The sequence below is a fragment of the Rhodopseudomonas infernalis genome (assembly GCF_022271405.1).
GTDB lineage: Bacteria > Pseudomonadota > Alphaproteobacteria > Rhizobiales > Xanthobacteraceae > Rhodopseudomonas > Rhodopseudomonas infernalis.
On record NZ_JAJNAL010000049.1, the window covers coordinates 1 to 23,598 of the forward strand.

22 protein-coding genes, 1 tRNA gene and 1 pseudogene are annotated in these 23,598 nt (G+C 64.6%); 12 read left to right on the plus strand and 12 right to left on the minus strand.

The features are described from left to right. Positions 1–201 precede the first annotated feature (201 nt). The 4 genes from LPW26_RS22625 to LPW26_RS22640 form a co-directional block, all read right to left on the minus strand. Complete coding sequence (locus LPW26_RS22625; RefSeq protein WP_238737975.1) at positions 202–1,425, minus strand: substrate-binding protein; 1,224 nt, start codon at positions 1,423–1,425, stop codon at positions 202–204. Positions 1,426–1,429: 4 nt separating this feature from the next. Beyond that, a complete protein-coding gene (locus LPW26_RS22630) occupies positions 1,430–2,287 on the minus strand; it encodes a branched-chain amino acid ABC transporter permease (protein WP_238737976.1) in 858 nt (285 codons plus the stop codon). A 79-nt stretch (positions 2,288–2,366) separates the two neighbouring features. Next, a complete protein-coding gene (locus LPW26_RS22635) occupies positions 2,367–3,881 on the minus strand; it encodes an amidase (RefSeq protein ID WP_238737977.1) in 1,515 nt (504 codons plus the stop codon). Between the two features lie 170 nt (positions 3,882–4,051). After that, positions 4,052–5,236: a substrate-binding domain-containing protein gene (locus LPW26_RS22640; protein ID WP_238737978.1), complete on the minus strand. Its 1,185-nt coding sequence runs from the start codon at positions 5,234–5,236 to the stop codon at positions 4,052–4,054. A gap of 157 nt (positions 5,237–5,393) precedes the next feature. On the opposite strand from LPW26_RS22640, the gene LPW26_RS22645 reads away from it, so the two are divergent. Beyond that, positions 5,394–5,837 (plus strand): MarR family winged helix-turn-helix transcriptional regulator, encoded by a 444-nt coding sequence (locus LPW26_RS22645; protein WP_238737979.1) that lies wholly within the window; start codon positions 5,394–5,396, stop codon positions 5,835–5,837. Between the two features lie 117 nt (positions 5,838–5,954). On the opposite strand, the gene LPW26_RS22650 is transcribed toward LPW26_RS22645, so the two are convergent. Next, positions 5,955–6,968 (minus strand): MBL fold metallo-hydrolase, encoded by a 1,014-nt coding sequence (locus LPW26_RS22650; RefSeq protein ID WP_238737980.1) that lies wholly within the window; start codon positions 6,966–6,968, stop codon positions 5,955–5,957. 177 nt (positions 6,969–7,145) lie between these two features. Here LPW26_RS22650 and LPW26_RS22655 point away from each other — a divergent pair. After that, positions 7,146–7,453: pseudogene (locus tag LPW26_RS22655) on the plus strand (DNA polymerase IV); the annotation flags it as partial. A gap of 58 nt (positions 7,454–7,511) precedes the next feature. On the opposite strand, the gene LPW26_RS22660 reads toward LPW26_RS22655, so the two are convergent. Then, a complete protein-coding gene (locus LPW26_RS22660) occupies positions 7,512–8,447 on the minus strand; it encodes a LysR substrate-binding domain-containing protein (protein WP_238737981.1) in 936 nt (311 codons plus the stop codon). Here LPW26_RS22660 and LPW26_RS22665 point away from each other — a divergent pair. The 6 genes from LPW26_RS22665 (at position 8,447) to LPW26_RS22695 (ending at position 12,877) form a co-directional block, all read left to right on the plus strand. Next, positions 8,447–9,184, plus strand: a complete 738-nt coding sequence (locus tag LPW26_RS22665) for an MFS transporter (RefSeq protein WP_238737982.1) — start codon at positions 8,447–8,449, stop codon at positions 9,182–9,184. The genes LPW26_RS22660 and LPW26_RS22665 overlap by 1 nt on opposite strands. Then, positions 9,184–9,945, plus strand: coding sequence for an SDR family oxidoreductase (locus LPW26_RS22670; protein ID WP_238737983.1), 762 nt, complete (start codon positions 9,184–9,186; stop codon positions 9,943–9,945). The genes LPW26_RS22665 and LPW26_RS22670 overlap by 1 nt, the downstream gene beginning before the upstream one ends. Positions 9,946–10,263: 318 nt before the next feature. Further along, positions 10,264–10,641: a MerR family transcriptional regulator gene (locus LPW26_RS22680; RefSeq protein WP_238737984.1), complete on the plus strand. Its 378-nt coding sequence runs from the start codon at positions 10,264–10,266 to the stop codon at positions 10,639–10,641. A gap of 85 nt (positions 10,642–10,726) precedes the next feature. Beyond that, entirely contained in the window at positions 10,727–11,866 is a 1,140-nt protein-coding gene (locus LPW26_RS22685; protein ID WP_238737985.1) for an MFS transporter, read from the plus strand. An 11-nt stretch (positions 11,867–11,877) separates the two neighbouring features. Continuing rightward, entirely contained in the window at positions 11,878–12,576 is a 699-nt protein-coding gene (locus tag LPW26_RS22690) for a hypothetical protein (protein WP_238737986.1), read from the plus strand. Between the two features lie 31 nt (positions 12,577–12,607). Further along, positions 12,608–12,877, plus strand: a complete 270-nt coding sequence (locus LPW26_RS22695) for a hypothetical protein (protein WP_238737987.1) — start codon at positions 12,608–12,610, stop codon at positions 12,875–12,877. Here the strand turns inward: LPW26_RS22695 and LPW26_RS22700 are convergent. Continuing rightward, complete coding sequence (locus tag LPW26_RS22700) at positions 12,811–13,674, minus strand: helix-turn-helix transcriptional regulator (RefSeq protein ID WP_406678130.1); 864 nt, start codon at positions 13,672–13,674, stop codon at positions 12,811–12,813. The two genes, LPW26_RS22695 and LPW26_RS22700, sit on opposite strands and share 67 nt — an antisense overlap. An 81-nt stretch (positions 13,675–13,755) precedes the next feature. Here LPW26_RS22700 and LPW26_RS22705 point away from each other — a divergent pair, with 81 nt between their 5' ends. From LPW26_RS22705 to LPW26_RS22715, 3 genes are read left to right on the plus strand one after another with little or no spacing between them, the layout of a single operon-like run. After that, entirely contained in the window at positions 13,756–14,517 is a 762-nt protein-coding gene (locus LPW26_RS22705) for an SDR family NAD(P)-dependent oxidoreductase (RefSeq protein ID WP_238737989.1), read from the plus strand. After that, complete coding sequence (locus LPW26_RS22710; protein WP_263859032.1) at positions 14,514–15,488, plus strand: SDR family NAD(P)-dependent oxidoreductase; 975 nt, start codon at positions 14,514–14,516, stop codon at positions 15,486–15,488. Before LPW26_RS22705 ends, LPW26_RS22710 begins: the two co-directional genes overlap by 4 nt. Further along, on the plus strand, positions 15,430–16,869 hold the full coding sequence (locus tag LPW26_RS22715) for an NTP/NDP exchange transporter (RefSeq protein WP_238737990.1): 1,440 nt from the start codon (positions 15,430–15,432) through the stop codon (positions 16,867–16,869). Before LPW26_RS22710 ends, LPW26_RS22715 begins: the two co-directional genes overlap by 59 nt. Before the next feature lie 353 nt (positions 16,870–17,222). On the opposite strand, the gene LPW26_RS22720 is transcribed toward LPW26_RS22715, so the two are convergent. Next, positions 17,223–17,471, minus strand: a complete 249-nt coding sequence (locus LPW26_RS22720) for a helix-turn-helix domain-containing protein (protein ID WP_238737991.1) — start codon at positions 17,469–17,471, stop codon at positions 17,223–17,225. Positions 17,472–17,591: 120 nt separating this feature from the next. Here LPW26_RS22720 and LPW26_RS22725 point away from each other — a divergent pair, with 120 nt between their 5' ends. After that, on the plus strand, positions 17,592–18,632 hold the full coding sequence (locus LPW26_RS22725; protein WP_238737992.1) for a diguanylate cyclase domain-containing protein: 1,041 nt from the start codon (positions 17,592–17,594) through the stop codon (positions 18,630–18,632). 322 nt (positions 18,633–18,954) lie between these two features. Here LPW26_RS22725 and LPW26_RS22730 read toward each other — a convergent pair. The 4 genes from LPW26_RS22730 to LPW26_RS22745 all read right to left on the minus strand — a co-directional run bounded on the left by LPW26_RS22730 (position 18,955) and on the right by LPW26_RS22745 (position 23,264). Beyond that, positions 18,955–19,044, minus strand: a tRNA-Ser gene (locus tag LPW26_RS22730). 297 nt (positions 19,045–19,341) lie between these two features. Beyond that, positions 19,342–20,826: an alpha,alpha-trehalose-phosphate synthase (UDP-forming) gene (otsA, locus tag LPW26_RS22735; RefSeq protein WP_238737993.1), complete on the minus strand. Its 1,485-nt coding sequence runs from the start codon at positions 20,824–20,826 to the stop codon at positions 19,342–19,344. A gap of 156 nt (positions 20,827–20,982) precedes the next feature. Continuing rightward, positions 20,983–21,783: a trehalose-phosphatase gene (gene otsB, locus LPW26_RS22740; protein ID WP_238737994.1), complete on the minus strand. Its 801-nt coding sequence runs from the start codon at positions 21,781–21,783 to the stop codon at positions 20,983–20,985. Continuing rightward, on the minus strand, positions 21,780–23,264 hold the full coding sequence (locus LPW26_RS22745) for an MFS transporter (RefSeq protein ID WP_238737995.1): 1,485 nt from the start codon (positions 23,262–23,264) through the stop codon (positions 21,780–21,782). The genes otsB and LPW26_RS22745 overlap by 4 nt, the downstream gene beginning before the upstream one ends. Positions 23,265–23,598: the final 334 nt, after the last annotated feature.

The following is a 23,598-nucleotide window of genomic DNA, read 5'->3' on the forward strand; positions in this document are numbered from 1 at the left end:
CCCCCCCCCCCCCCCCCCCCCCCCCCCCCCCCCCCCCCCCCCCTCCGCGGGTCGCAGAGGCTTGGCTGCGCCGAGACGCCCCCTCACCCGCCGCGCAAGAGCGCGTCGACCTCTCCCCGCATGCGGGGAGAGGCGCAGGCCGTGCGCGTTGACAGGCCGTGTTTCCGCGGCTTGCTCCAGCGACTTGCTTCAGCGCCGCCATCAGCATTCCTTCGGGTCGACCAGACCCTTGCTGCGCTCGACGATCTCGTAATTGCCATTCTTGGCGACCGCCGTGTACATGTTCATCTTGCAGTGACGCTTGCCGGGAACCATCTCGGCGGGGCCGCCGGGGCCCTCGGCGATCTTGGCGTGATCGAGCGCCGCGGCGACGCCGTCGCGGTCGACCTTGCCGGCTTCCTTGACGGCCGCTTCCCACAGCTTGAGGCCGCGATAGGTGCCGGTGGCGGCGCTGCCGGCGGCGAACAGGAAGGTGCCCGGGAAAGCCTTGTCGTATTCGGCCTGGATCTTGGCGCTGACCGGATCGTCCTTGGCGACCGCCTTGAAGTAATCGAGGCAGCTCGCCAGGCCTTCGATCTCGGCCGGCTGATTGATGCCGAGCGTGTTCTCGTCATAGTACACGCAGGCCAGACGGCCGCCATTCTTGAGGAAGCCGGCTTCGTAGAGCTGCTTGAAGAACGGCCCGACGCCCGGCGGAATGATGGTGTTAAACACCACGTCGACCTTGTTGGAGATGATGCGGTTGACGGTCGACGAGAAGTCGATCTGGTCGAGCGGATAGTACTCCTCGAGCACGACCTCGCCGCCATTGGCCTCGATCACCTTGCGGGCATAGGCGTTGAGCGTGTGCGGCCAGACGTAGTTGGCGGACGGCAGCGCGAACTTCTTGCCGCCGTTCTTGATCAGCCAGGGAATGAATTCGTCGCACTGCTGCGCCGGGGTCGGGCCGGTGCAGAACAGGTTGGCGGTGCACTCCTTGCCTTCGTAGAGCTGCGGATAGATGTACAGCGTCTTGCCGCGCGAGACGATGACGTCCTTGATGGCGTTGCGCATCGACGAGGTGACGCCGCCGAGCACCATGTCGACCTTGTCGCGCTGGATCAGCTTGCGGACGTTGCCGACCGCGACGGCTTCGTTCGACGCGGTGTCCTCGATGTAGAGTTCGAGCGGCCGGCCGAGCAGGCCGCCGGCATCGTTGATCTGCTTGATCACCATCTTGGCGACGTTGGCGTCGGCGTTGCCCGCATAGCCGATCGGACCGGTTAGGTCGGTCGCGATGCCGACCTTGATCGGGCCGGCGGCGGCGTTGGCCCAGCCGGCCGGCACCACCCAGCTGCCGACGCCCGTGGCGATCGCGGTCCCGGCGAAGGCGAAGTTGGAGAGGAAGCGGCGTCGATTGAGCTGGAAGTCGGAGTCGCTGGACATCAGGCTAGATCCCTTTTCCCGAAACGAGGCCCTGCGGCCGGAACTTGATGAAGACGATGGCGAGCACGAAGACCAATACGTCGGCGATCACCGGCTGGATCACCCAGGGCAGCGCGGCCGACAGCGTGCCGATCACACCGGCGCCGGCGACCGGCCCGGCGAACGATCCGATGCCGCCGACCATCACGGCGACGAAGCCCTGGATCAGGAAGCGCAGGCCGAGATCGGCGAACAGCGAGAACACCGGGACGATCAGCGCGCCGGCGAGACCTGCGAGCGCCGCGCCGAACGCGAAGGTGGCGCCGTAGATCGCGTTGGTGGAGATGCCCGAGGCGCGCGCCAGCGCCGGGTTCTCCAGCGAGGCACGGACGCGCAGGCCGAACGAGCTGCGCGACAGCAACAGATAGCTGCCGACCATCACCAGCGCGGTGACGACGATGATCACCAGCCGCCAGCTCGAGAAATGCATCGAGCCGAACGCCACCGAACCGCCGATCGGCTCCGGCACCGAGATATAGAGGCCGCCGATCAGGCCGCGGACGATTTCGCGAATAATCAGGCCGAGCGCGTACGTCCCCAGCATGGCGACGATCGGCGCGGCGTAGAATCGTCGCACGATGAGGCGTTCGAGCACGAAGCCGAGGGCGCCGACCACGAACGGCGCCGCCACCATGCCGGTCCAGACCGGCAGGCCCGCGGTGTAGGCCAGGTAAGTGACGTAGGCGCCGAGCAGGACGAATTCGCCCTGCGCGAAGTTGAAGATGCCCATCATGCTGGCGATGATCCCGAGCCCCAGCACCACCAGAACCACGATGGCGCCGAAGCTCAGAATTTCGAACAGGGCAACGATCAGATTTTCCATTCGACCTTACCGGATGGAGCAGCGACGATGCGCAGGGATGATCCGGAAAACCGGTGAACGCTTTTCCGGATCATGCGCCTCACATCTTCTTCCAGTCGCCCGCCTGCTCGAACGCATGCGCGGCGCGATAGATGGTCGGCTCGTCGAAGTGCTTGCCGATCAGCATCAGGCCGACCGGCAGGCCGTCGACCATGCCGCAGGGGATCGACATCGCCGGATGATGGGTGATGTCGAACGGCGCGGTGTTGCTGATCATCTCGAACGCCCGGCCGATGATCTCTTCCCGCGAGGCGCCCGGCGCCGGCAGCGGCGTCGCTTTCATCGGCGTCGTCGGCATCAGCAGCAGGTCGTATTTCGCCAGCGCGGCGTCGTAGGCCGCGGCGATCCGGCGCGAGATGTTCTGCGCCTTGCCGTAGTAGCGCGGCCCGAAGGTGTTGTTGATGTGGGTGCCGAACAGCAGCATCATCTTGGTGGTCTCGGACAGCGAGTCCGCCTGCCCGCGCCAGCCGCGATGCGCCTTCATCAGCGCGGTCGAGTACAGATCCGGACGGCTGAGGCCGTAGCCGTCGCCGTACATCATGGTCTGGGTCATGCCCTCGACGCCGATCGGCATCCACACCGCGGCCGCGAGGTTGTGGGCCGGGATCGAGATTTCCTCGACGGTGGCGCCGAGCCCGGCCAGCCGCTTGGCGGCTTCGCGGACGCTCTCGTTAACCGCCGCCTCGGCGCCGACCTGCTCGAAGCCTTCGCGGACGATGCCGATCTTCATGCCCTTGACGCCGCCGCCGAGCGCCTTGGTGTAGTCGTGCAGCACCGGCGCACGGATGCGCGGATCATAACCGTCGTCGCCGGCCAGCACTTCGAGCAGCAACGCGTTGTCCTCGACCGAGGCGGTCATCGGCCCGGTATGGTCGACGAACACCTCGATCGGCATGATGCCGGTGTAGGGCACCAGGCCCCAGGTCGGCTTCATGCCGTAGGTGCCACTGAACGACGACGGCATGCGGATCGAACCGCCCTGGTCGCCGCCGATCGCCATATCGGCCTCGCCGAGCGCCACCACGACGGCACTGCCCGAGGACGAGCCGCCGGCCGAGTAACCCATCTTGTGCGGATTGTGCACCGGCCCGTTGGAGCCGGTGTGGCTGCCGCCCGACATGCAGAAATGCTCGCAATGCGTCTTGCCGAGGATCTCGCCGCCGGCGTCGAGGATGCGAGTCACGATGGTGGCGTCGAAGTCCGGCACGAAGCCTTCCAGCGTCGAGGAGCCGTTCATCATCGGCACGCCGGCCAGCATGATGTTGTCCTTCAGCGCGACGGTCTTGCCCTTGAGCTTGCCGGAGGCCGCGCCCTTGACGCTCGACTTGCGATACCAGGCGTTACGCGGATTTTCCTCGGCACCCGGCTGATAGCCGGGGGTGCGCGCATACTTCACCAGCGGCACTTCGTCGGGCAGCATCGCCACAACATTGTAGGCATCGACCGTCGGCTGCAGCAGCGCGCGGAACGACACCACGTCCTCGTCAGTGAGCGACAGGCCGCACTGTTCGGCGACATCGAGAAGCTGCATGGGGGTTGGAAGCGAGACTGCCACGACGTGATCTCCTGAGCATGAACCGGCTGACGACGCCGGCCCCGGGGAAGACCGACCGCGGCTCAGCACCGCTGCGTCATGCGATTACTACATACGGAAATATTTTCCCTTTCAAGTATAATTTTGCAACATCGCTGTTGTTATGCCGGATGCTGGTCAGAGCGCGCGGCTCAGAAGCCGCGGATCAGCCGGAAGTCGAGGCCATCGGCCTGCGCCAGATGGATTCGCATCCGGGCGCGGCCGTCGCGCAGCATCACCGGCCCCCGGGCGCCGCGATAGACAATGTTCTTGGCGGCGGCGAGCAACGGCCCGCGCGCCAGCGTTTGCGCCTTGTGGGCCACGGCTTCGAGAAAACGCAGGCCTTCGTAATTGGACTGCCCGACCGAGCCGACCGGCGGCGCCGTCGGCCCGAAGGCGCGCGCATAGGCGGCGCGGAATTCGTCGTTCTCCGGCGTATCCTCGCAGCTGAAATAGCCAGACGCGCAGAACAGGTTTTCGGTCGCCTCGGCGCCGATGCCGAGCAGGATCGTTTCGTCCATCGCGCCGGCGAGCCGCAGCACGCGGCCGGCCAGGCCGCATTCGGCGAAAGCCCGGTTGAAGGTGACGCTGTCGGTGCCGATCAGCGAGATCAGCACCACGTCCGGCCGCGCGGCACGGATCCGTTCGAGGTGTCGCTCGTGATTGTCCTCACCGAGCGGCACGAACTCCTCACCGACCACCTGCCCGCCGGCATCGGCGATATAGTTCTTCACCGCTCGATGCGACAGCCACGGCCAGACATAGTCGCTGCCGATCAGATACCAGCGCTGCGCCTTCTTGACCTGCGCCAGCCAGTCGATCGCCGGGCGGCTGGTCCAGCGCGGCGTCTCGCCGATCGTCATCACCGCGGGCGATCGTTCGCCGCCTTCGTAGACCGGCGTGTAGATATAAGGCACCCGGCTGCGGATGGAGTTGCGCAGCGCGACGCGGACCGCGCTGATATGCGAGCCCATCACGATGTCGATGTCTTCGTCCTCGACCGCGCGGGCGACGCTGTCCGTGACCTGCTCGATCGGCCCGCCGGCGTCGTACATCACCAGCTCGATCTCGCGTCCGAGAATGCCGCCACGCTTATTGATCTCGGCGGCCGCGAGCAGCGAAGCGTTGCAGCAGGCCGGGCCCCACAAGCCCGGCGCGCCCTGGAAGGTGACGAAATTGCCGATCCGTAATTTGTTGCGCGCGCGGCGTGCCGCCGCGCCCGAGCCGTCGCCGGGGCCGTCCATCCATGCCGCATCAGCCAGCGACGACACTCGATCAAGCAAGCCGAGTGGCGCAACGGCGGCGGCACCGTTGCCGAGATCCCCGATCGAGAGCACACCCTCTCCTGACTATTGGCGCCGGCCTGCAGCGAAAGTCTGGCCCGCACAGCAAGTGATGCTATTCGAAAATATTGAACTTTCAAGAATAGATGTGCATATAGAAGCAGCAAGTGCAGCACGTGATTCATTCAAAACGAACGATAAAGTCCCAGCCGTGGCCAGATCGCCCAGCCGCAACCCGCCGATCACCGAACACCTCGCTTATCTGCTCGCCCAGGCGAACCGGGAGATCAACCGGCAGCTGGAGGCGCGGCTGCGCGATGAGGGCGTGCCGGTGGAACAATGGCGCATCCTCAAGGTGCTGTCCGACGGCAAGGGCCACTCGATGGGTGAACTCGCCGACGAGGTGCTGCTCAATCACCCGACGCTGACCAAGATGATCGACCGCATGGTGTCGGACGCGCTGGTGTATCGCGCGCAGGATCCGGACGATCGCCGCAAGGTCCTGATGTACAGCTCCGAGCGCGGCAAGGCGTTGACGCAGCGGCTGAACGCCCTGGCGCTACGCCAGGAAGCGCACATCGCCGAGAGCTACGGCGACAAGGCGACCGCCGAACTGAAGCGGCTGCTGGAAAGCCTGATCGACACCGCGACCTGATCGGCGCCGGCGCACACCGCGCCGCACAGACATCTCCATTCATATTCTGCGATCAATCCAGGCGCTACCTGGAAGGTGCGGGCGACGGCGGTCGGATATGTCGGCGGCGCTCGCCGATTACTTCGTCCCCAGTAACGTCGTGTAGCTCGCCGGAATCCAGGCGAAGCGCGTGCCCGAGGGCACGATGTGGCCGATGCCTGGAAAGGCGATATGCGCCGCCGCGATCCATGTGCCGGTCGTCGCTGCGTCAGCGAAGATCGCGCTGCGCTGCGCCTGCGCCGCGAACGGGTCGCTGTCGTAAGTCAGCGTGATCGCCGGATCGCGAAACTGGATCGGCGCGACGTGGACGAGGTCGCCCCACACCAGCAGACGCTGTCCACCGCTGCCGACTTCGTAAGAGGTGTGGCCGGGCGTATGACCCGCAGTCGGGACGGCACGGATTCCCGGCGAGAGCTGCTCGCCGTCCTTGAAAGGCTTCAGCCGGCCGGCCTCCTGATACGGCTTCAGCGACGCGCGATCACCTTCGAACATCGACTTCAGGAACGCCGGCGCCTTGCCTTCGCTCGCCGGGTCGAGCCAGTAATCGACATCCCGCTGATTGACCCGCACGATCGCATTGGGAAACGCCGCCCGGCCGTGCGGCGCGACGCCGCCGACATGGTCGGCATGCAGATGCGTCAGATAGATTTCGTCGACCTGCTCGGGCTTGTAGCCGGCCGCGCGCAGGTTTTCGATCAGATGCCCGCAGCAATCGCCGTACAGACTGCCGGCGCCGCTGTCGATCAGCACCAGCCTGTCGCCGGTGTTGATCAGGAAGGCGTTGATGGCGCCCTCGAGCGGCAGCGACAACCGCTCGGCGGCCAGCAGGGCCTCGGCCTCGCCGGGATGCGCCTCGGAGAGCTGCACCGCGCGCCGCTTGCCCTCGGCGTCCGTTTCGTTGCGCAGCATCACCTTGTCGACTGGAAAGGGATGCGTGCCGTCGAGCAGCGCGGTGATCTCGAACTGCCCGAGCATCATCCGATAGTATCCGGGCGCCTGCGTACGCACTTGCGGCGCGGCCGCCGGGGCCGCCTCGACGGCCAGCATCGACAACGACACAACGAGAAAAATAGCCTTGATCGCTTTCAGCATGGCGTCTCCGGTTGGCTCACATCGGCATTGTCAGCCGATGCCGCGGCGGCCTCTTGTCGATTTCCGTTGCGCGTTGAACGCGTCGATCACCGCGACGCCGATCAACCCTGCCAACCGTCCAGGCACGTGAGCACCCGCGCGCGACATGCCCCGCCATCAGGGCCCAAGATTGAGGACATCACCGACCTCAATACGTCCGCGAGAAGCTCTAACAACACATTCCTGGCCAAGCTCGCCCCCAATCACCGCAAGCCGAACGGCCAATATGTGATCGCGCCGGAGATGAGACCTTCATTCATCGAAGGCCTTTCCGTGGGCAAATTCCACGAAGTAATGCTGGCGACCGCGATCCAATTATCGTACTCGGCGTTCGGACCGGCCTGGATGTCCGTCATCAGACGCTCGATTTCCTGCAAGCGCATTGTGGGAAGGCCGGGACCTACTACTACAGGATTTCGTGCGGCGTCGATGACCGACCGGCTCGGGACCATTCCGATCGTCTGCCGAACGAAAGCTGCAATGACCGCATGTACGATCTGGTCATCATGCCGGAGTTGTGTTGCAGGCGGGTCGCTCGCCTTCTTGCTCCAACCAATCGCAAAATGCCTTCGTCGGCGAGCCATGTTCGGTCCCCGCGGGCAAGTAGGCGAAGTAGCTTCTCGCCGGAAGGCTGACATCGGGAAAGGGCACGATCAGTCGGCCGGCCGCGACGTCTTCCGCGATCAGGGCGGTTGGTCCCATCGCCACGCCCAAACCATCGATCGCCGCCTGAATGGTCAGGAAGAAATGATCGAATGTCAGCGTCGCAGTCGGCGTGACGCGAGGCTGTCCGGCTTGGACCAGCCAATCGTTCCACAGTCGCGGCATCGACGTGACGTTCAGCAGGGTGTGTTGAGCGAGATCGGAAATGGCCTCCAGCGGCAGCTTCGCGACCAGTAAGGGGCTGCAGACCGGCAAGCGTCGCTCCGAAAGAAACAGCCGCGACGTGAAGCCGTGATACGAATCCGGGCCGCCGCGGATCACCACGTCGAACGTGTCGGCGAGCGCGTCGAGCGGGGCGTTTGACGTCGTAAGGCGGACCTCGATGTCGGGGCGCTCGTCGCGAAAACGTCTCAGCCGGGGAAGAAGCCAGCGCATGCTGAAGGTCGCCAGCGCATTGACGCGCAGCACGGCCGCCGGCACTTCGCCGCGTGTCGCGCGATGGCGCAGGACAGCGGAAGAAATTCGCTCGAGTGCCGGGCCGATTTCCTCGAGCAGCGCGGTGCCGGCTGGTGTCAGCGTCACCCGCCGCGTCGATCGCCAGAACAGCGCGGGTGCTCCAAGGCGATCCTCAAGCAGCCGGACCTGCTGACTGATGGCCCCATGTGTCACGCCCAATTCAAGCGACGCTTCCTTGAAGCTGCCAAGGCGAGCTGCCGCCTCGAAAGCGCGGACGGCGTTGAGCGGCGGCAAGATCCTGCGCTGCGCGGAAAAACCCATTGATCAGAAATCCTAACTCATCGCTCGAGTATTACTCGTTTGTGCCACTTGCCTCAATGCTGCAAATTGGGTTCTACGGGCTCGCCCCCACGCCTACGGGTTCGATGTACAGATTTTCTATCGCTGAAAGAACTCGTCACCCTGTGAAGGGAAGGAATCGACATGAACGAGGCGGCCGCAGCTGCTGCGAGCCGTCCGCGCGAAACCGCATCGAGTCCATCAGCCCGGCGAAATCGCGCAGTCTGCTGGCCGCGTCCCTCACCCACGCGCTTCATGACGGCGATACGGACAGTCTCTATGCCTTCCCGCCGGTCTGGCCGGCGCAGTTCGGCCTGTCCTATGCGGCACTCGCCGTCGTGCGCGCCCTGTATTTCGGGACGATGGGTGGCATGCAGATTCCGGCCCACCGAGTTGTTCGCGGCTTGTCGCCGCGTGCGGCCCTCATCCTGTCCACTGTGGCTGCGGCGAGGGGCTTGCTGATCATGGCGCTGCCGCTCGGCTTCGCCGGTCTTTGCGTCGGCCTGGTGGTCGCCGGCATCGGGTCGAGCATACAGCACCCCCGTGGTTCGATGCTGGTCACCGACAGCTACGGCGCGGCAGCGCGACGCCCGCTCGGCATCTACAACGTCCGTTTGATGCGGTTGCCAGATGCGACAAAGCGGCCAGAGCCGACGGGTCGCGCCTACCGCAGTAACAGTCCTGGACTACATCCCATCGCCACATGGAGACTGACTTAATGGATACCATCACGCAGGCGCCGCTCATCTTGATAACGGGCGGAAGTCGTGGCGTCGGCGCAGCAACTGCGCGGCTTGCTGCCGCACAGGGCTACGATGTCGCCATCAGCTTCGTCTCCAACGAAGCTGCCGCCGTTGCAGTGGCGACCGATGTGAGAGCCGCCGGCCGCCGGGCGTTGACTGTGCGTGCCGATAGCGCCGATCCGGAGCAGGTGGCGCAGCTTTTCGCTGCGATCGACCGCGAGTTCGGCCGGATCGACGTCCTAGTGAACAACGCTGCAGTTCTCGCGCGGCAGTCACGCCTCGAGGATCTCGGCTTCGAGCGGATGCAGCGGATTTTCGCCGTCAACACAATTGGCGCCATTCTCTGTGCACAGCAGGCCGTCAAGCGGATGTCCTCTTGTCACAACGGGCGGGGCGGCTCAGTAATAAACGTCTCTTCTGCATCGGCCCGGCTCGGTAGTCCGGGCGAATATGTTGACTACGCCGCTTCAAAGGGTGCGCTGGAGACATTCACCACCGGCTTCGCCAAAGAGGTCGCGCGCGAAGGAATTCGTGTCAACTGCATTCGCCCCGGCCATATCTACACCGAGATGCATGCGAGCGGCGGCGAGCCAGGGCGGGTAAATCGCGTCAAGGACTCGATCCCAATGGGTCGAGGCGGGCAGCCGGAAGAAGTAGCGCGCGCGATCTTGTGGTTAGCCGGTGCCGAGGCTTCGTTCATCACCGGCACGTTCCTCGATGTCACTGGCGGCAAGTGAGTAACAGGAACTGGTTCTCCTTGAGGCGTTCCCCGGAGTGGTGTTTCGCCCGATCGGCGATGAACCAGAAACGGCCCCATTCAGCGCTATCTGGTCCCCGCACAACACCAGCGCAGCGCTCAAGAACCTTCTCGATCTCGCGACAGACATCGCTCGCTCGGTCAGACCTGGCCGCGTGTGATCTGTCGTCGCCGACAGAGCTGTGTCGCTCTTTCGGGGCGTGAACCGCCAAACTCATGCGAATGATTGACTTCTTGAGCGGGTTCGATCAATCTACACCCAACGTCAGGTTTAATAGGTAGTCGTTTGTCGGCCCTCATGCAGATCGGCGAACTCTCTGAGCGCGCCGGCGTCAGCCACCGGACCATCCACTATTACGAGCGGATCGGGCTGGTGAAGCCGGCAGAGCGCGAGGGGGCAGGCTATCGCTACTACGACGAGATCGCGCTGAAGCGGCTGGAGAAGATCGCGGCGCTGAAGAAACTGGGCTTGAGCCTGGACGACATCTCGGCGGTCATCGACCTCTATTTCGAGGACGCGACCGGCATCAAGGGCAAGGAGAAGGTGCTGGAGATCCTTCAGACCCAGCTTGCCAAGGCTGACGCGCAACTCGCGGAGCTCTCGGCGTTCAAGACGGACCTCGAGGCAAGCATTGCGCGCATGAACCATTTGATCGGCAAGGCGCGCAAGGACTGAGCCGAGACATCACACGGGCATCATGACGCCCTCAATCTACACCTGACGTCACGTTGATGTGAGGTCAGGTTTGCTCGGAGGCCGCATGCCGCGTCACGCCGGATTAATGCTTCTTCTCATGGCTTGCGGCTTCCTGGTCGTCGGGCAGCTCTATGTGACGATTCCGCTCGTCGGCGACATCGCCTCCCGCTTCGCCGTCGATCCGGGCCGGGCTGCCCTGGTTGGCTCGGCCTTCGGCATCGCGTATGCCGCCGGCTTCCTGATCTTCGGACCGCTATCCGATCGCTACGGCCGGCGAGCGGTTTTGATTGCCGGCCTCGCAGCGACCGGCGTGACCACGGCGCTCGTCGGCCTTGCTTCCACCTTCGCCGTGCTGCTGCTGACGCGCGCGCTGCAAGGACTGGCAGCCTCGGCGTTCCCGCCTGCCGCACTGTCGCTCGTCGCCGAGAGCCTGCCTCCGGCCCAGCGGCCGCTCGGCGTGTCGCTGATGAGCTTCGCCTTTCTCGGCGCCGCGCCTTTGGCGCAATTCTTCGCGGCGCAGTCGGGGGCGGGGCTGCCAGCGATCATGCTCGAACTCGCTCCGCTCTATCTGGCCGGTGCGACCGGTCTATTCTTCGTCGCACGGCCTGATCTGATTGCAGCGCCAAGAGACGGTGCTGTGGTCAGCGGAGCCATAGCCTCCCTCTCGCGTGATCGGGGCATTCTGGCCGCCTGGGCCGCAGCCGCGACCGTGCTGTTTGGCTTCGTGTCGTTTCATGCCGGTGTACAAGCGCTCGGAGGAGACGTTCGTGTCGATCTCCAGTCGCTGCGCCTGATTGGCCTGCCGCCCTTGGCTCTGACCTTCGCAGCGGCGCCACTGACACGACGTTTCGATGCACCGACGACGGCGCGGGCCGGTCTGCTGCTGGCGGCGCTTTCGCTCGGTCTGGGGATTTCCGGCACGCCCAACGTCCTGCTGCTCGCCTGCATCCTGCTGTCGGCCGGCGTCGCGCTCGCCGTTCCGGGGCTGATCGCGACCGTGGCGGGCCGCGCCACCAACGCCAATCGCGGGCTGGCGCTCGCCGTCTACAGCTTCACCCTGTTCATCGGTGCGAGCCTCGCGCCGCCGGTCGCGCAGGCGTTGGCCGCCATCGGCACCATCCCGCTTTTCCTGCTGCCGGTCGCACTGCTTCTCGCCGCCGCCTTCGCCGTCGGCATCCGCTCACCCACACCGGCCAACCCATGAGGAGCCTGCCCATGCCGAAGCTGCCCGCATCCATCGCCTTCGCCGCCGCGGGACTGCTGGCGAGCGCCGCAATCACGGCCTCCGCCGATACCACGAAAGGAAACGCCATGACCGTCGCCGCACATGCAACGGAAACATCCATCGGTAGCGCGGCAGGCCTCGCAGCGCGCCTCATGCCATCCGGCTATCAGGCGGCGGCACGCCGTTTCGTCTCCGTTGACGGCGAACGCGCGGAGCTGGTGCGCTACGAGCGCGCCGACAACCGCAATGCTGCGCTCGGCGGCGAGCATTTCAGCACGGTCATGGCCGCGGATGGCCGTCTCAAGGGCTTCGCCCGGATGGATCTCGCTCTCGTCGGCGGCGCGTTGCCGTCGCGCGAGGAGACGCAGGCCATCGCCATGGATTTCCTGCGCGAGGCCGCGCCCGATCTGCTGCCGGTGCTCAAGATCAGTTGGATCGAGCCGCATGACGAGCCGCTGCGCGTGATGCGCAACGGGAAGGCCGAGTCTCTGACGCTCACCGGCATGAAGGTGAAGATGCGCAACAGCGCCGACGGCCGCTGGATGTGGGTGATCGTCGGCACCGACCGCAAGGTCATGGTGTTCGAGCGCGACATCGTCTGGGTGACGTTCCCCGGCCACCGCCAGACCGAGAAATGGCTGCACGATTCCTGGCTCGCCGAGAAGGGTTTTGCCGCACGCGCCTCATGATCCGTCCCAAGACCAAACAGGAGAGAATGCCATGAACAGACGCGAGCATCTCAAGCTCGCCGGCCTCGCGGCGCTCGCCGCGACAGCGGGAAGCCTGCTGCCGTCTGGAGGCGCGCAGGCACAAACGGCGACCGCGCCAATGCCGCCGCTGATCAATCTCGGGGCCCTGGCTGCCGCAATATGGATACAGGGCAGAGTAAACGAGAAGGTCTCTCGCGAAGCTCGCCGCTTCGATCAGGAAGAAGAACGCAGCAGCCGATCGAGCTTCTCGACCGTGCCTTCTTCCTGCATCGGCGTGTAAATCACGAGCTTCAACTCCGAGCTGTCGAGGACGGCGAGCCTTGTATATTCGAACACCATGCGGCCGACCTCCGGCTGGTCGATCCGCTTGAAGCCTGCCACCGCGCTCGAGACCTCGTGGCGCGACCACAGCGCCTCGAACTCGGAGCTAGTGGCCCGCAGGAAGGTGATCAGCCGGTCGAAGTCGGGGTCGCCGGCGAAGCGAACGCTGTCCGCGCGGAAATTGGCGAGGGCGATCGGCGCCATGACCTCCCAATCCACCACCTTGGCGCGGTGCTCGGGATTGGCGAAGACCATGTGCATGATGTTGCGGGCGTCGCCCTGCAACCGGCCATAATCGCCGAACACCGCGGCTGCAGCCGGATTCCAGGCGAGAATGTCCCAGCGCCGGCCGAGCACATAGGCCGGCTGGCGGTCCATGCTCTCCAGCATCCGAAGCAGAGCGGGCGGAACCTCTTCCGCGCCGCCAGCCAACCGCGCCGGCGGGGGACGGTCGCTCAGCCGAAACAGATGCTGGCGTTCGTCGGGATCGAGCTGCAACGCGCGGGCGATCGCCGACAGCACCTCAGCGGAGGCGCGCACATCGCGGCCCTGTTCCAGCCATGTGTACCAGGTCGATCCGACGCCAGCGAGCAACGCCACCTCTTCGCGGCGCAGGCCCGGCGTGCGACGGCGCACGCCCTGCGGTAGGCCGACCGCCTCCGGCGTCAACCGCTCGCGGCGACCGCGCAGGAAATCCGCCAATTCGTGGCGTCGTGTGTCCTCGTTCGAAACCTTCGCATCCATGGTCATTATCATAGCAGGATCGATACCAGGATAAAGTCAGTCCTGAATGCGATTCCGGTTCGATGGCAGCTTCTTCCTAAAAGGAATGCTGGCGTGAACACGGGACAACAAAAAACTATTCTGATCACCGGATCGACAGACGGCGTCGGGCGACGCACCGCTGAATTGCTTGCGCTTTCTGGTCATCGCATCCTTGTCCACGGCCGCGATGCCGAGCGTGCGCAAGCGGTCGTTCAGAGCATCAAATCGACAGGTGGAGAGGCGCAGTCCTATCTGTCCGACCTGTCGGCATTGGCTGGGGTCGATGCGCTCTCGCAAACATTTCTTTGTGAACAACCGCGCCTCGATGTCCTGATCAACAATGCCGGGATCGGCTTCGGCCGGCTCTGCGACGGACGCAAGCTTAGCCCGGACGGCTATGAGCTGCGGTTCGCCATCAACTATCTCGCCGGCTTCCTGCTGACCCATCGGCTGCTGCCGCGCCTCGTGGCTGCGAAGGGGCGCATCGTCAACGTCGCCTCGATCGGCCAGCACCCGATCGACTTCGACAATCTGATGCTGGAGCGGCGCTATGCCGGACGACGCGCCTATCGCCGCGCCAAGCTCGCGCAGATCTTGTTCACCATCGACCTGGCGCAGGCGCTCGAAAGCACAGGCGTGACCGTCAATGCGGTCCATCCCGCAACCGAAGCACGCGCCCGGCTACGGGCGGTAAGCCTCGAATTGACCGGCCTCGGGCCGGACCATCTGACACGACCCAGGGCGATCGAGCCTTCACGAGCAGAGCCTCGTGAGTGGCCCGGCGCCCGCCCAAGCGGAGACCTATCAGCCACAAGCGCAAAGGAGCGGCCATGATGCCCGACACCCCTGATCACCCCCATATTTCATCTGAACCGCAGCAGCTCGACCGCGGTACGCGGCGTCGCGTGCTGAAGCTGTTGTCACTCGCCGCCGGAGCGGCGGTGCTGGCGCCCACCGTCCTGCAATCGGTCTCGAAGGTCCGGGCGGCGGATGCGACGGGCAAACGCACGATCCTGATCACCGGATCGACCAGCGGCATGGGGCGACGGCTGGCCGAGCGTCTCGCCGGTCCCGGCACGACCGTCCTCGTCCACGGCCGTAACCGAGGGCGTGGCGAGGAGGCCGTGAAAGCCGTCCGCGATGCCGGCGGCGAGGCCCGCTTCTACGGCGCTGACTTCGCCTCGCTCGCCGAGGTCCGGCGCCTGGCCGAGGCGGTGGCGAAGGACAATGACCGCCTCGAGGTGCTGATCAACAATGCCGGCATCTTCAATGGCGAGCCCGGCAACGGCCGCCAGCTCAGCAAGGACGGCCACGAGCTGCGCTTCGCCATCAACTATCTCGCGCCCTTCGTACTGACGCAGCAACTGCTGCCGCTGGTGAAAGCGGGCCGTCCCGCTCGCATCGTCAACATCGCGTCCTCCGGGCAGAACCCGATCGACTTCAACGACGTCATGCTGGCGCGCGGCTACAGCGACCAGCGCGCCTACGGCCAGAGCAAGCTCGCGCTGATCATGTACACCCTCGATCTCGCGAACGAGCTGAAAGGCTCGGGCGTCACCGCGAACGCCATTCATCCCGCCAACTACATGGACACGCCCATGGTGCGGGACGCCGGCATCCGGCCCTGGACCAGCGTCGACGAGGGCGCCAATGCGGTGCTGCGCCTGATCGAGGCGAAAGAGCTCGCCGAGACGACAGGGCGCTATTTCAGCGGCCAGAGTGAATCGCGGGCGAGCAGCCAAGCCTATGACGAACGCGCGCGGGCGCGTCTCAAGGCGCTCAGCCTCCAGCTCGCCAGCGCTTGATCCCACCATCCTTGTCCCGCCGGAGCGCGACCTGTGCGCTTCGGCCTTCCTCCAATTTTGCGGGGCGCTGTCGGTCCCTGCCGTTTTTCAGGACTCAAGCACGCCCATGTTCCCGTCTACCATCACACGTCTTCTCAATATCGAACGCTCTGAAGCCGCCCCGGTGATCGCCGGCTTCCTGATGCAATTTTCCCTGTTCGTCTGCTATTTCGCGATGCGCCCGATCCGCGAGACGATGGGTGTTGTGGGCGGAGTCAACAATCTGCAATGGCTCTTCACCGCGACCTTCGTCGCCACGCTCGCCGTCTCGCCGCTGTTCGGTTGGCTCGTCTCGCGCGCAAAGCACCGCAACATCACCCGCTGGGCGCTCGGCTTCTTCGGGCTCAACATCCTCGGTTTCGCGCTGGCGATCCATCTCCACGGCGAGACCGTCTGGCTCGCGCGGGTCTTCTTCGTCTGGCTATCGGTCTTCAATCTGATGGCGATTTCGCTCGCCTGGAGCGTGCTGGTCGATGTGTTCGACAGCGGCCAGGCCAGGCGCCTCTTCGCCATGATGGCGGCCGGCGCCAGCCTCGGCGGTCTCGTCGGCCCATTGATAGGGGTTCTGTTCGTCACCCATATCGGCAATGCCGGTCTTCTGGTGGTTGCGGCCAGCATGCTGGTGGTGACCGCCTTCTGCGCCGACCATCTCCTGACGCATCATGTTCGTCCCGACCGAGACAACCGAATAGCCGCACCTGCGCCTGAATCCCGTCTCGGCGGCAATCCGTTCGAGGGCGCGGTGCATGTGTTCACCTCGCCGCTGTTGCTCGGCATCGCGCTCTTCGTGGTGCTGCTGGCCAGCGTCAGCACCTTCCTCTATTTCGAGCAGGCCCGCTTCGTTGCGGAGCGCTTCACCGACCGGGCCGAGCAGACCCGGTTCTTCTCCAGCGTCGATGCCGTGGTCCAGTTCCTGACGCTGCTGATCCAGGTTTTCCTGACCGGCCGCATTGCCTCGACGCTGGGCATCCGCGTTCTGCTCCTGACCGTGCCGATCCTGATGACCGCCGGCTTCCTGATGCTAAGCGTTTCCACCATGCTCGGCATGTATGTCGTTGTCATGGTCATCCGCCGCGTCGGCGAATATGCGCTGGTCCGGCCCGGCCGCGAGATGCTTTTCACCGCCGTTCCAACTGCCGACAAGTACAAGGCGAAGAGCTTCATCGATACAGTTGTCTATCGCGGCGCCGATGCGGTCAGCGGCTGGGTGAAGGCGGCTTCGGACATGCTGCTCACGCCTCAGATGGGCGCCGTCGCCGGAGCCATCCTCGCGTTCGCCTGGATGTTCTCGGGGGTCTACACGCTGCGCCAGCACCGACGGGCGGAGGAGCGTGTCGTATGAAGCCAGAGAGCTGCGACTGAGAAGGCCTTAAGATGCGTCGCGATCACCCTGACGACGCTGTCTGCGAGTTGCGTGCCGTTCCCCGGCGTCGTCTTCCGCCCGATCGGCGATGAACCAGAACCGGCCCGATTCAGCGCCGTCTGGTCACCGCACAACACCAGCGCAGCGCTCAACAACCTTTTCGATCTCGCTACGGACAGCTGAGGCCGGCCTGCATCGGCCAGCTTTTCGTGCGTCATGTTGCGATCATGGCGAGTCCGACGCAGATTGACCGCCATGACCTCTTTGAGATCCATGGCAGGACAGCAGCCTGCGTCGGAACGATCATCCCGATTCGTGAAACCTTGTGGTACTCATTCTCCAGACGGTCGCAGTTGCGACGTGACGGGCTCTATCCTGGCAAGGAGATCGGCGGTGGCGACACCCAGGACTGAAGCGATATCCACGAACTCGATAACATCGATACGTCGTTCGCCATTCTCATACTTGGCGACGAAGGATTGCGGCTTGTTCAAGCAGGCGGCAACCGAGGCGCGCGTGACGACAGACCGCCGCCATTGAGATATCGGCGCGGCAAGCAACGCGAATGCCGCCCGCGACATGCAATATCTCCGCTTGGCGAAGGCCTATGCTGAGCCGCCTGCCGCTTAGAGAACGGCGAGACGGCCCTCGAAACCATCTGAAAGCCCTCCGCAGTAGAAAAAAGAAGTGAGGACGGCGACGTGAAAGAACTGTTTGAGCGCGCCGCAAACGGCAAGCTGGTTTCGCATCGGGATTTGCACATCATCCTCGACGCTCTGCCGGTCCCGCTGTCCTGGGCGCTCGTGCCCGGCGGCGAAATCCGCTTCATGAACCGCGCTTTCAAGAAGACCTTCGGCTATACTGAAGAGAGCTTCCGGACCGTGGACGAGTGGATCGACCAGACCTATCCGGTCGAGGCCGACCGACAACGCGCCCGTGACCATTGGGAATATCTCTGGAAGGCGCAGGGGAACCGCATCCGCGAGATTCCGCCCGTTGAGGTCTCGGTGCGCTGCGCCGATGGGACGATCCTGACCGTGCAGCATCGCGGCATCCTGCTGCACGATATCGGCATCGGTATCGCCACCTTCGAGGACATCTCGGCACGCAAGGCCGCCGAGGACGCGCTGCATCGCATCTCCTTCCAGGACCCATTGACCGGTGTGGGAAACCGCCGCGCCTTGCAGGCCCGCTGGGTCGAGGAGACATCGACCTCGGCCAACGACAATGCATGCCCCGTGGCCGTGCTGCTTATCGACCTCGACGATTTCAAGCCCGTCAACGACGCGCTCGGGCACGATGTCGGGGACGCCCTCCTGACGGCGCTGGCCGACCGGCTGCGTGCCTGCACGCGTGGCAGCGATCTCCTGTTTCGAATCGGGGGCGACGAGTTCGTGATCCTATTGCCGGGCCTCGGTCATCGCGGCCAGGTCGGCACGCTCTGCCGCCGGATCATCCGCGTGCTCGCCGAACCCTTCCTGGTCGAAGGTCAGTCGGTTGCGGTTGGCGCGACCATCGGCGCCAGCCTCTGGCCGCAGCACGGCGCGGATCTGCGTGAGGTCCTGCGTCAGGCCGACGAAGCGCTCTATCGCGCCAAGCGCCGCCAGAAGGGCGGCTGGGAGTGGTTCGAAGCGCCGAGCACCAAGGCCCTGCGCACACCGCGCCGGGACCAATCGCGTAACGAGATCGCGGTATCGCAAAACGACATCTTCACACCTTCTGCGAAACGCGAACGATCCTGAGTCCCGTGATGTCTCGGAATCGAGCGGGAGGAGCCGACAGCTTCAACCAACCGGACGATCAGGACATGGCGCCACGCACACCGACCGCGCGAAATCCAACCTCTCACGCACGCTCAAAGCGATGGTCGGCTACGGCCTCATCCGCATGGAGCGGAGCGGCAAGAAGTTTCGGCGGGATCATCTGCGCGCTCTTGCCCTGCGCGTCGAGGTCGGAGAAGGCCAGGTTCGCATCATGGGATCGAAGGGCGCGCGACTGCGTGCCCTTACTTCGGTCTCTAGCGGGGAATCGGCGGGTATCGGCGTGCCCACTTTGGGACTGAAATGGCGGAGAGAGTGGGATTCGAACCCACGGTACGGTTTCCCGCACACACGCTTTCCAAGCGTGCGCCTTAAGCCACTCGGCCATCTCTCCGGGCGCCCTCTCATGACCGCGCCGCGCGGTTTTTGCAAGGGATCGGAAGGCGATGGCGGAGATTTCGTCTAAATTATTGATTTAACGGGAGGTCTATCGGCCGGGCCCGATCGTTCGGGGTTGCTCGGCGGGCGCCGCGGCGGCGCTGGCCGGGCCAACTCTTCCCGGTCGACCATAAGAGACCATAAGACACGCAGGAGCGAGGCGTTGTCACACGCCTGCGGTCGATCAGGGCGGCTTGCGGAACCATGTCCGGCGCGCCCAGTCTTGCCGCACCCGGCCGTTCTCCGTGCGTCCCTACTGCAAAATGGCTCCGCCATAGGCCGCCGGCGGGCGGCGCGACCATCCGCCTGCCATTTTGAGCGCGGGAGCCTCCCCCGGGACAGCTCGGCCTTCTTCGCCCTTGGCGGCATGGGCGGCGCCGAGGGCTTCGACGAAGTCCGAGAACCACGATTGCACGCTGCCACGGCGAAGCTTGCCCATCATCACTTCCCAGCGCATCCGCCGCTCGGTCAGAGGCATCGCCAGAGCGGTGGCGATGGCGCGGGCCATGCTTTCGATATCGTGCGGATTCACCAGCAGCGCGGTGTCGAGCTCATTCGCCGCGCCGGCAAATTTCGACAGCACCAGCACGCCGGGATCGATGGGATTCTGGGCGGCGACATATTCCTTCGCCACCAAATTCATGCCGTCCTGCAGCGGCGTCACCAGGCCGACCTGCGCGGTGCGGTACAGACCCGCCAGCACCGCCTGACGGAAGCCCTTGTTGAGATAGCGGATCGGAGTCCAGTCGGCCTCGCCGAGCCGGCCGTTGATGTCGCTGACCAGCCGGGCGAGGTCGCCCTGCAGATTGCCATAGGCCTCGATCGTGCCGCGCGACGGCGTCGCGATCTGCAGCAGCGAGACGCTGCGCTGGAGCGATGGACGGCTCGTCAACATGCGCTCGAACGCGTTGACGCGGTTGATCAGGCCCTTGGAGTAATCGAGCCGGTCGACGCCGATCACCAGCTTCTCGCCGTTCAGGCTCCTGCGCAGTCGCGACACGTCGGGATGCGCCACGGCCTTCTGTGCCTGCTGGGCGAACAGATCGGCATCGATGCCGATCGGGAACACCTGGCAGCGCGAGGCGCCACGCGAACTGGTGATCACGCCATCGTCGATCGGCAAGCCCAGCTCGCTCTTCACGTAAGCCAGGAAGTTCGCACGATCCTCCTCGGTCTGGAAACCGATCAGATCATACGACAGCATCGCCTCGATCAGTTCGCGATTGTGCGGTACGCAGCCCATCGTGGCGGGCGACGCCCAGGGCGTGTGCAGGAAGAAGCCGATCGGCTGGGTGACGCCGAGCTCGCGCAATTCGGCGCCGAGCGCGAGGAAATGATAATCCTGAATCCAGAACGCAGTATCGGGCTTGCGGAACCGCATCAATGCCCGCGCCATGAAGCCGTTCACTTCGCGGTAGGAATGGTAATCGTCTTGCGAAACGCGGATCAAATCGGCCCTGGAATGAAGCGCCGGCCACAGCGCTGAATTTGCAAAACCTTCGTAATATCCACCGTAATGCGCCGCCGGCAGGTCGAGCATCGCTAACGCGCCGGCGCCGAGTTGTTCAATTTCGGCGAAGGGTTCCCTTTGTGCGCCATCGCGCACGCGGCCACTGGAACCAACCCAGATGGCACCAGATTTTTCAACGACAGGTAAAAGTGCGGCGGCCAGACCGCCCGTCATCGGCTCGTTCGCCGAAGCTCTCGCTACCCGGTTGGAAACGACGACTAGGTTCACTTGTCCCTCCGGCGCCCCTATTATTGTTCGAGGGATTAACAACCGTTCATCAAGTTCGTTCCATGACGCAATTCGAACAACTCTAAGGCTATCCGATGGTCCTGCACCGCACGCTCATCACGGGCTGGCGCTGGAGGGTGACGAAGGATCGTCTTGCTAGACCGCAGGCGGGTCGAGCAACCGCGTCAGCCAGGCGCGAACGTCGCGCGGCTCTTCGAAATGTCCATCGACGATGTCGCTGTGGCGGCCGACCGCGAACGCCAGACCGCGTAGTTCGGGCATGATGGCGAACACGGTTTCGTCGGTGACATCGTCGCCGATGAAAACGGGACGGCGGCCGGTGAACGGCTGATGCTTCATCAGTTCGATCACGCCGGTCGCCTTGGTGAAGCCCGAGTGCTTGATCTCGCACACCGATTTGCCGGGCAGCACCTCGAGCGGTGCGTGCGGATTTTCGGCGCGGATCGCCGCGACGGATTCGTAGATCGCCTTCTCGGTATGTGGCGCCAGACGATAATGCAGCGCCAGCGAATAGCCCTTGTCTTCGAGCAGGATGCCGGGACTGATCCGCGCGATCGCCGCGAGGCGGCTCTTCAATTCCGGATCGAGCGGCGGTGCATGGGTCGCGACGCAATCGCCACCCGACAGCAGCCGCATCTCGGCGCCGTGGCCGCCGACAGCGGGCAATTTGAGCGGCGCGAAGATCAGGTCGATGTCGTTGATCGAGCGACCGCTGACCAGCGCGAGCGCGCCCGAGGTGCGCTCGTGCAATTGCCGTAGCGTTTGCTCGAGCTCCGGCGGAACCCAGACTTCCCGCGGCGTCGGCGCGAAGTCCAGTAGCGTACCATCGATGTCGAGCAGAAGCGTGCAGTGTTCCAGGCTCGGCATCGACACGGCCGACGCCGGCACGGAATTTGAATTCAGCCGCGTGGATGTTTCGGCGAGTTTCGCAGTCATTTGTTGTCCTCTACGGCGGCCAGCGGCCGCGCGATGTGTTCGAGCGACCGCCGTTCGGCCGCGATACCATAACGCCATCCGACGAAGGCGGCGATCACCATCAGCACTGCGCCGAGCAGATAACCGGCAAACAGACTGCCGCGCGAGCCAGTGTCGATCAGCGCACCAAACAGCGCCGGTCCCGCGACTCCGCCAATGCCGGTGCCGAACGCATAGAACAACGCGATCGCCAGCGCGCGCACTTCCAGCGGAAACGTCTCACTCACCGTCAGATAAGCCGCGCTCGCAGCAGGAGACGCGAAGAAGAAGATGATCATCCAGGCGATCGTTTGGCCTTGCGCGCTGAGGGCGCCGATCGAAAACAGATAGCCGGAGATCGCCAGCAGAACGCCTGATACACCGTAGGTGAACGCGATCATGGTGCGGCGGCCGAGTGTGTCGAACAGCCGGCCGAGCAGCAGCGGCCCCAGGAAATTTCCGGCCGCGAACGGCAGGATGTACCAACCGACGTGACTGGACGGAATGCCGAAGAAATCGGTCAGCACCAACGCGTAGGTGAAGAAGATGGCGTTGAAGAAGAACGCCTGCGCGGCCATCAGGGTCAGTCCGACCAGCGAGCGCTGCCGATAGGTGTGAAACAGCGTGTGCGCCACTTCGCCGAGCGGCGTGTGGCTGCGCATCCGCAGCCGGATCTTCGGGTGCGGAAGCTGCGCCTCCGGATCGATCCGGGCGCTGCGCTCGATCTCCGCAACGATCGCTTCGGCTTGTTCGGGCCGGCCATGCGTCATCAGCCAGCGCGGACTTTCGGGGATCCAGAACCGCATCGCGAACACGAACACGCCGAGCACGGCGCCGGTGAAGTAAGCAAGCCGCCAGCCGTATTCGGGATCGATCACCGCAGGATCCAGCAGCACGATGGCGGCGACGGCGCCCAGCGCCGCACCCAGCCAGAAGCTGCCGTTGATGACGAGATCGGTCCAGCCGCGGTAACGCGCCGGCATCAGTTCCTGGATGGTCGAATTGATCGCCGTGTACTCGCCGCCGATGCCGGCGCCGGTGAGAAACCGAAACAGCGCGTAGCTCCACAAATTCCAAGACAGCGCGGTCGCGGCCGTCGCAGCGAGATACAAAGCCAGCGTGATGAAGAACAATTTCTTGCGGCCGATCCGATCAGTCAGCCAGCCGAACCCGATCGCGCCGATCACCGCACCGGCCAGATAGGCGCTGTTGGCGAAGCCGACGTCGAGATTGGAGAACTGCAACTGCGGGCTGGCCTTCAGGGCGCCCGCCAGCGAACCCGCAAGCGTGACCTCGAGGCCGTCCAGAATCCAGGTGACGCCGAGCGCCAGCACGACGCGGGTGTGAATCCGGCTCCACAACAGGCCATCGAGCCGAGCCGGAATATCCGTCTCCACGACGCGGCTGTCTGCAGCCGGCGCCCGGGACGGCGTGATGCTTTCGGCGCGGGTCGAATAGGCCATTCACCTCGCTCGGCGTGTTGAGCCACACCGCAACCGCAGGACGTGGCGATGCGCCGCGGGCGGCGGACAGGTTGCGCCGATAACGGAAGGTGGCGGCATCGGTTCCGACACACGGCCGATCGACCGCATCGCAGCGCGTCCCCTCTCCCGCCTGCCCACGCTGGGATGAGGGCGACGCGAACACTGACTCCGTCAGTAGCCCGGATGAAGCGAAGCGAAATCCGGGACGGCATCGACACCGCTCCCCGGATTACGCTTCGCTCCATCCGGGCTACAGACTATCGACAATCGCTCTTGACAATATTCCTACAAGGACTATAGTCCGTCCATCCCG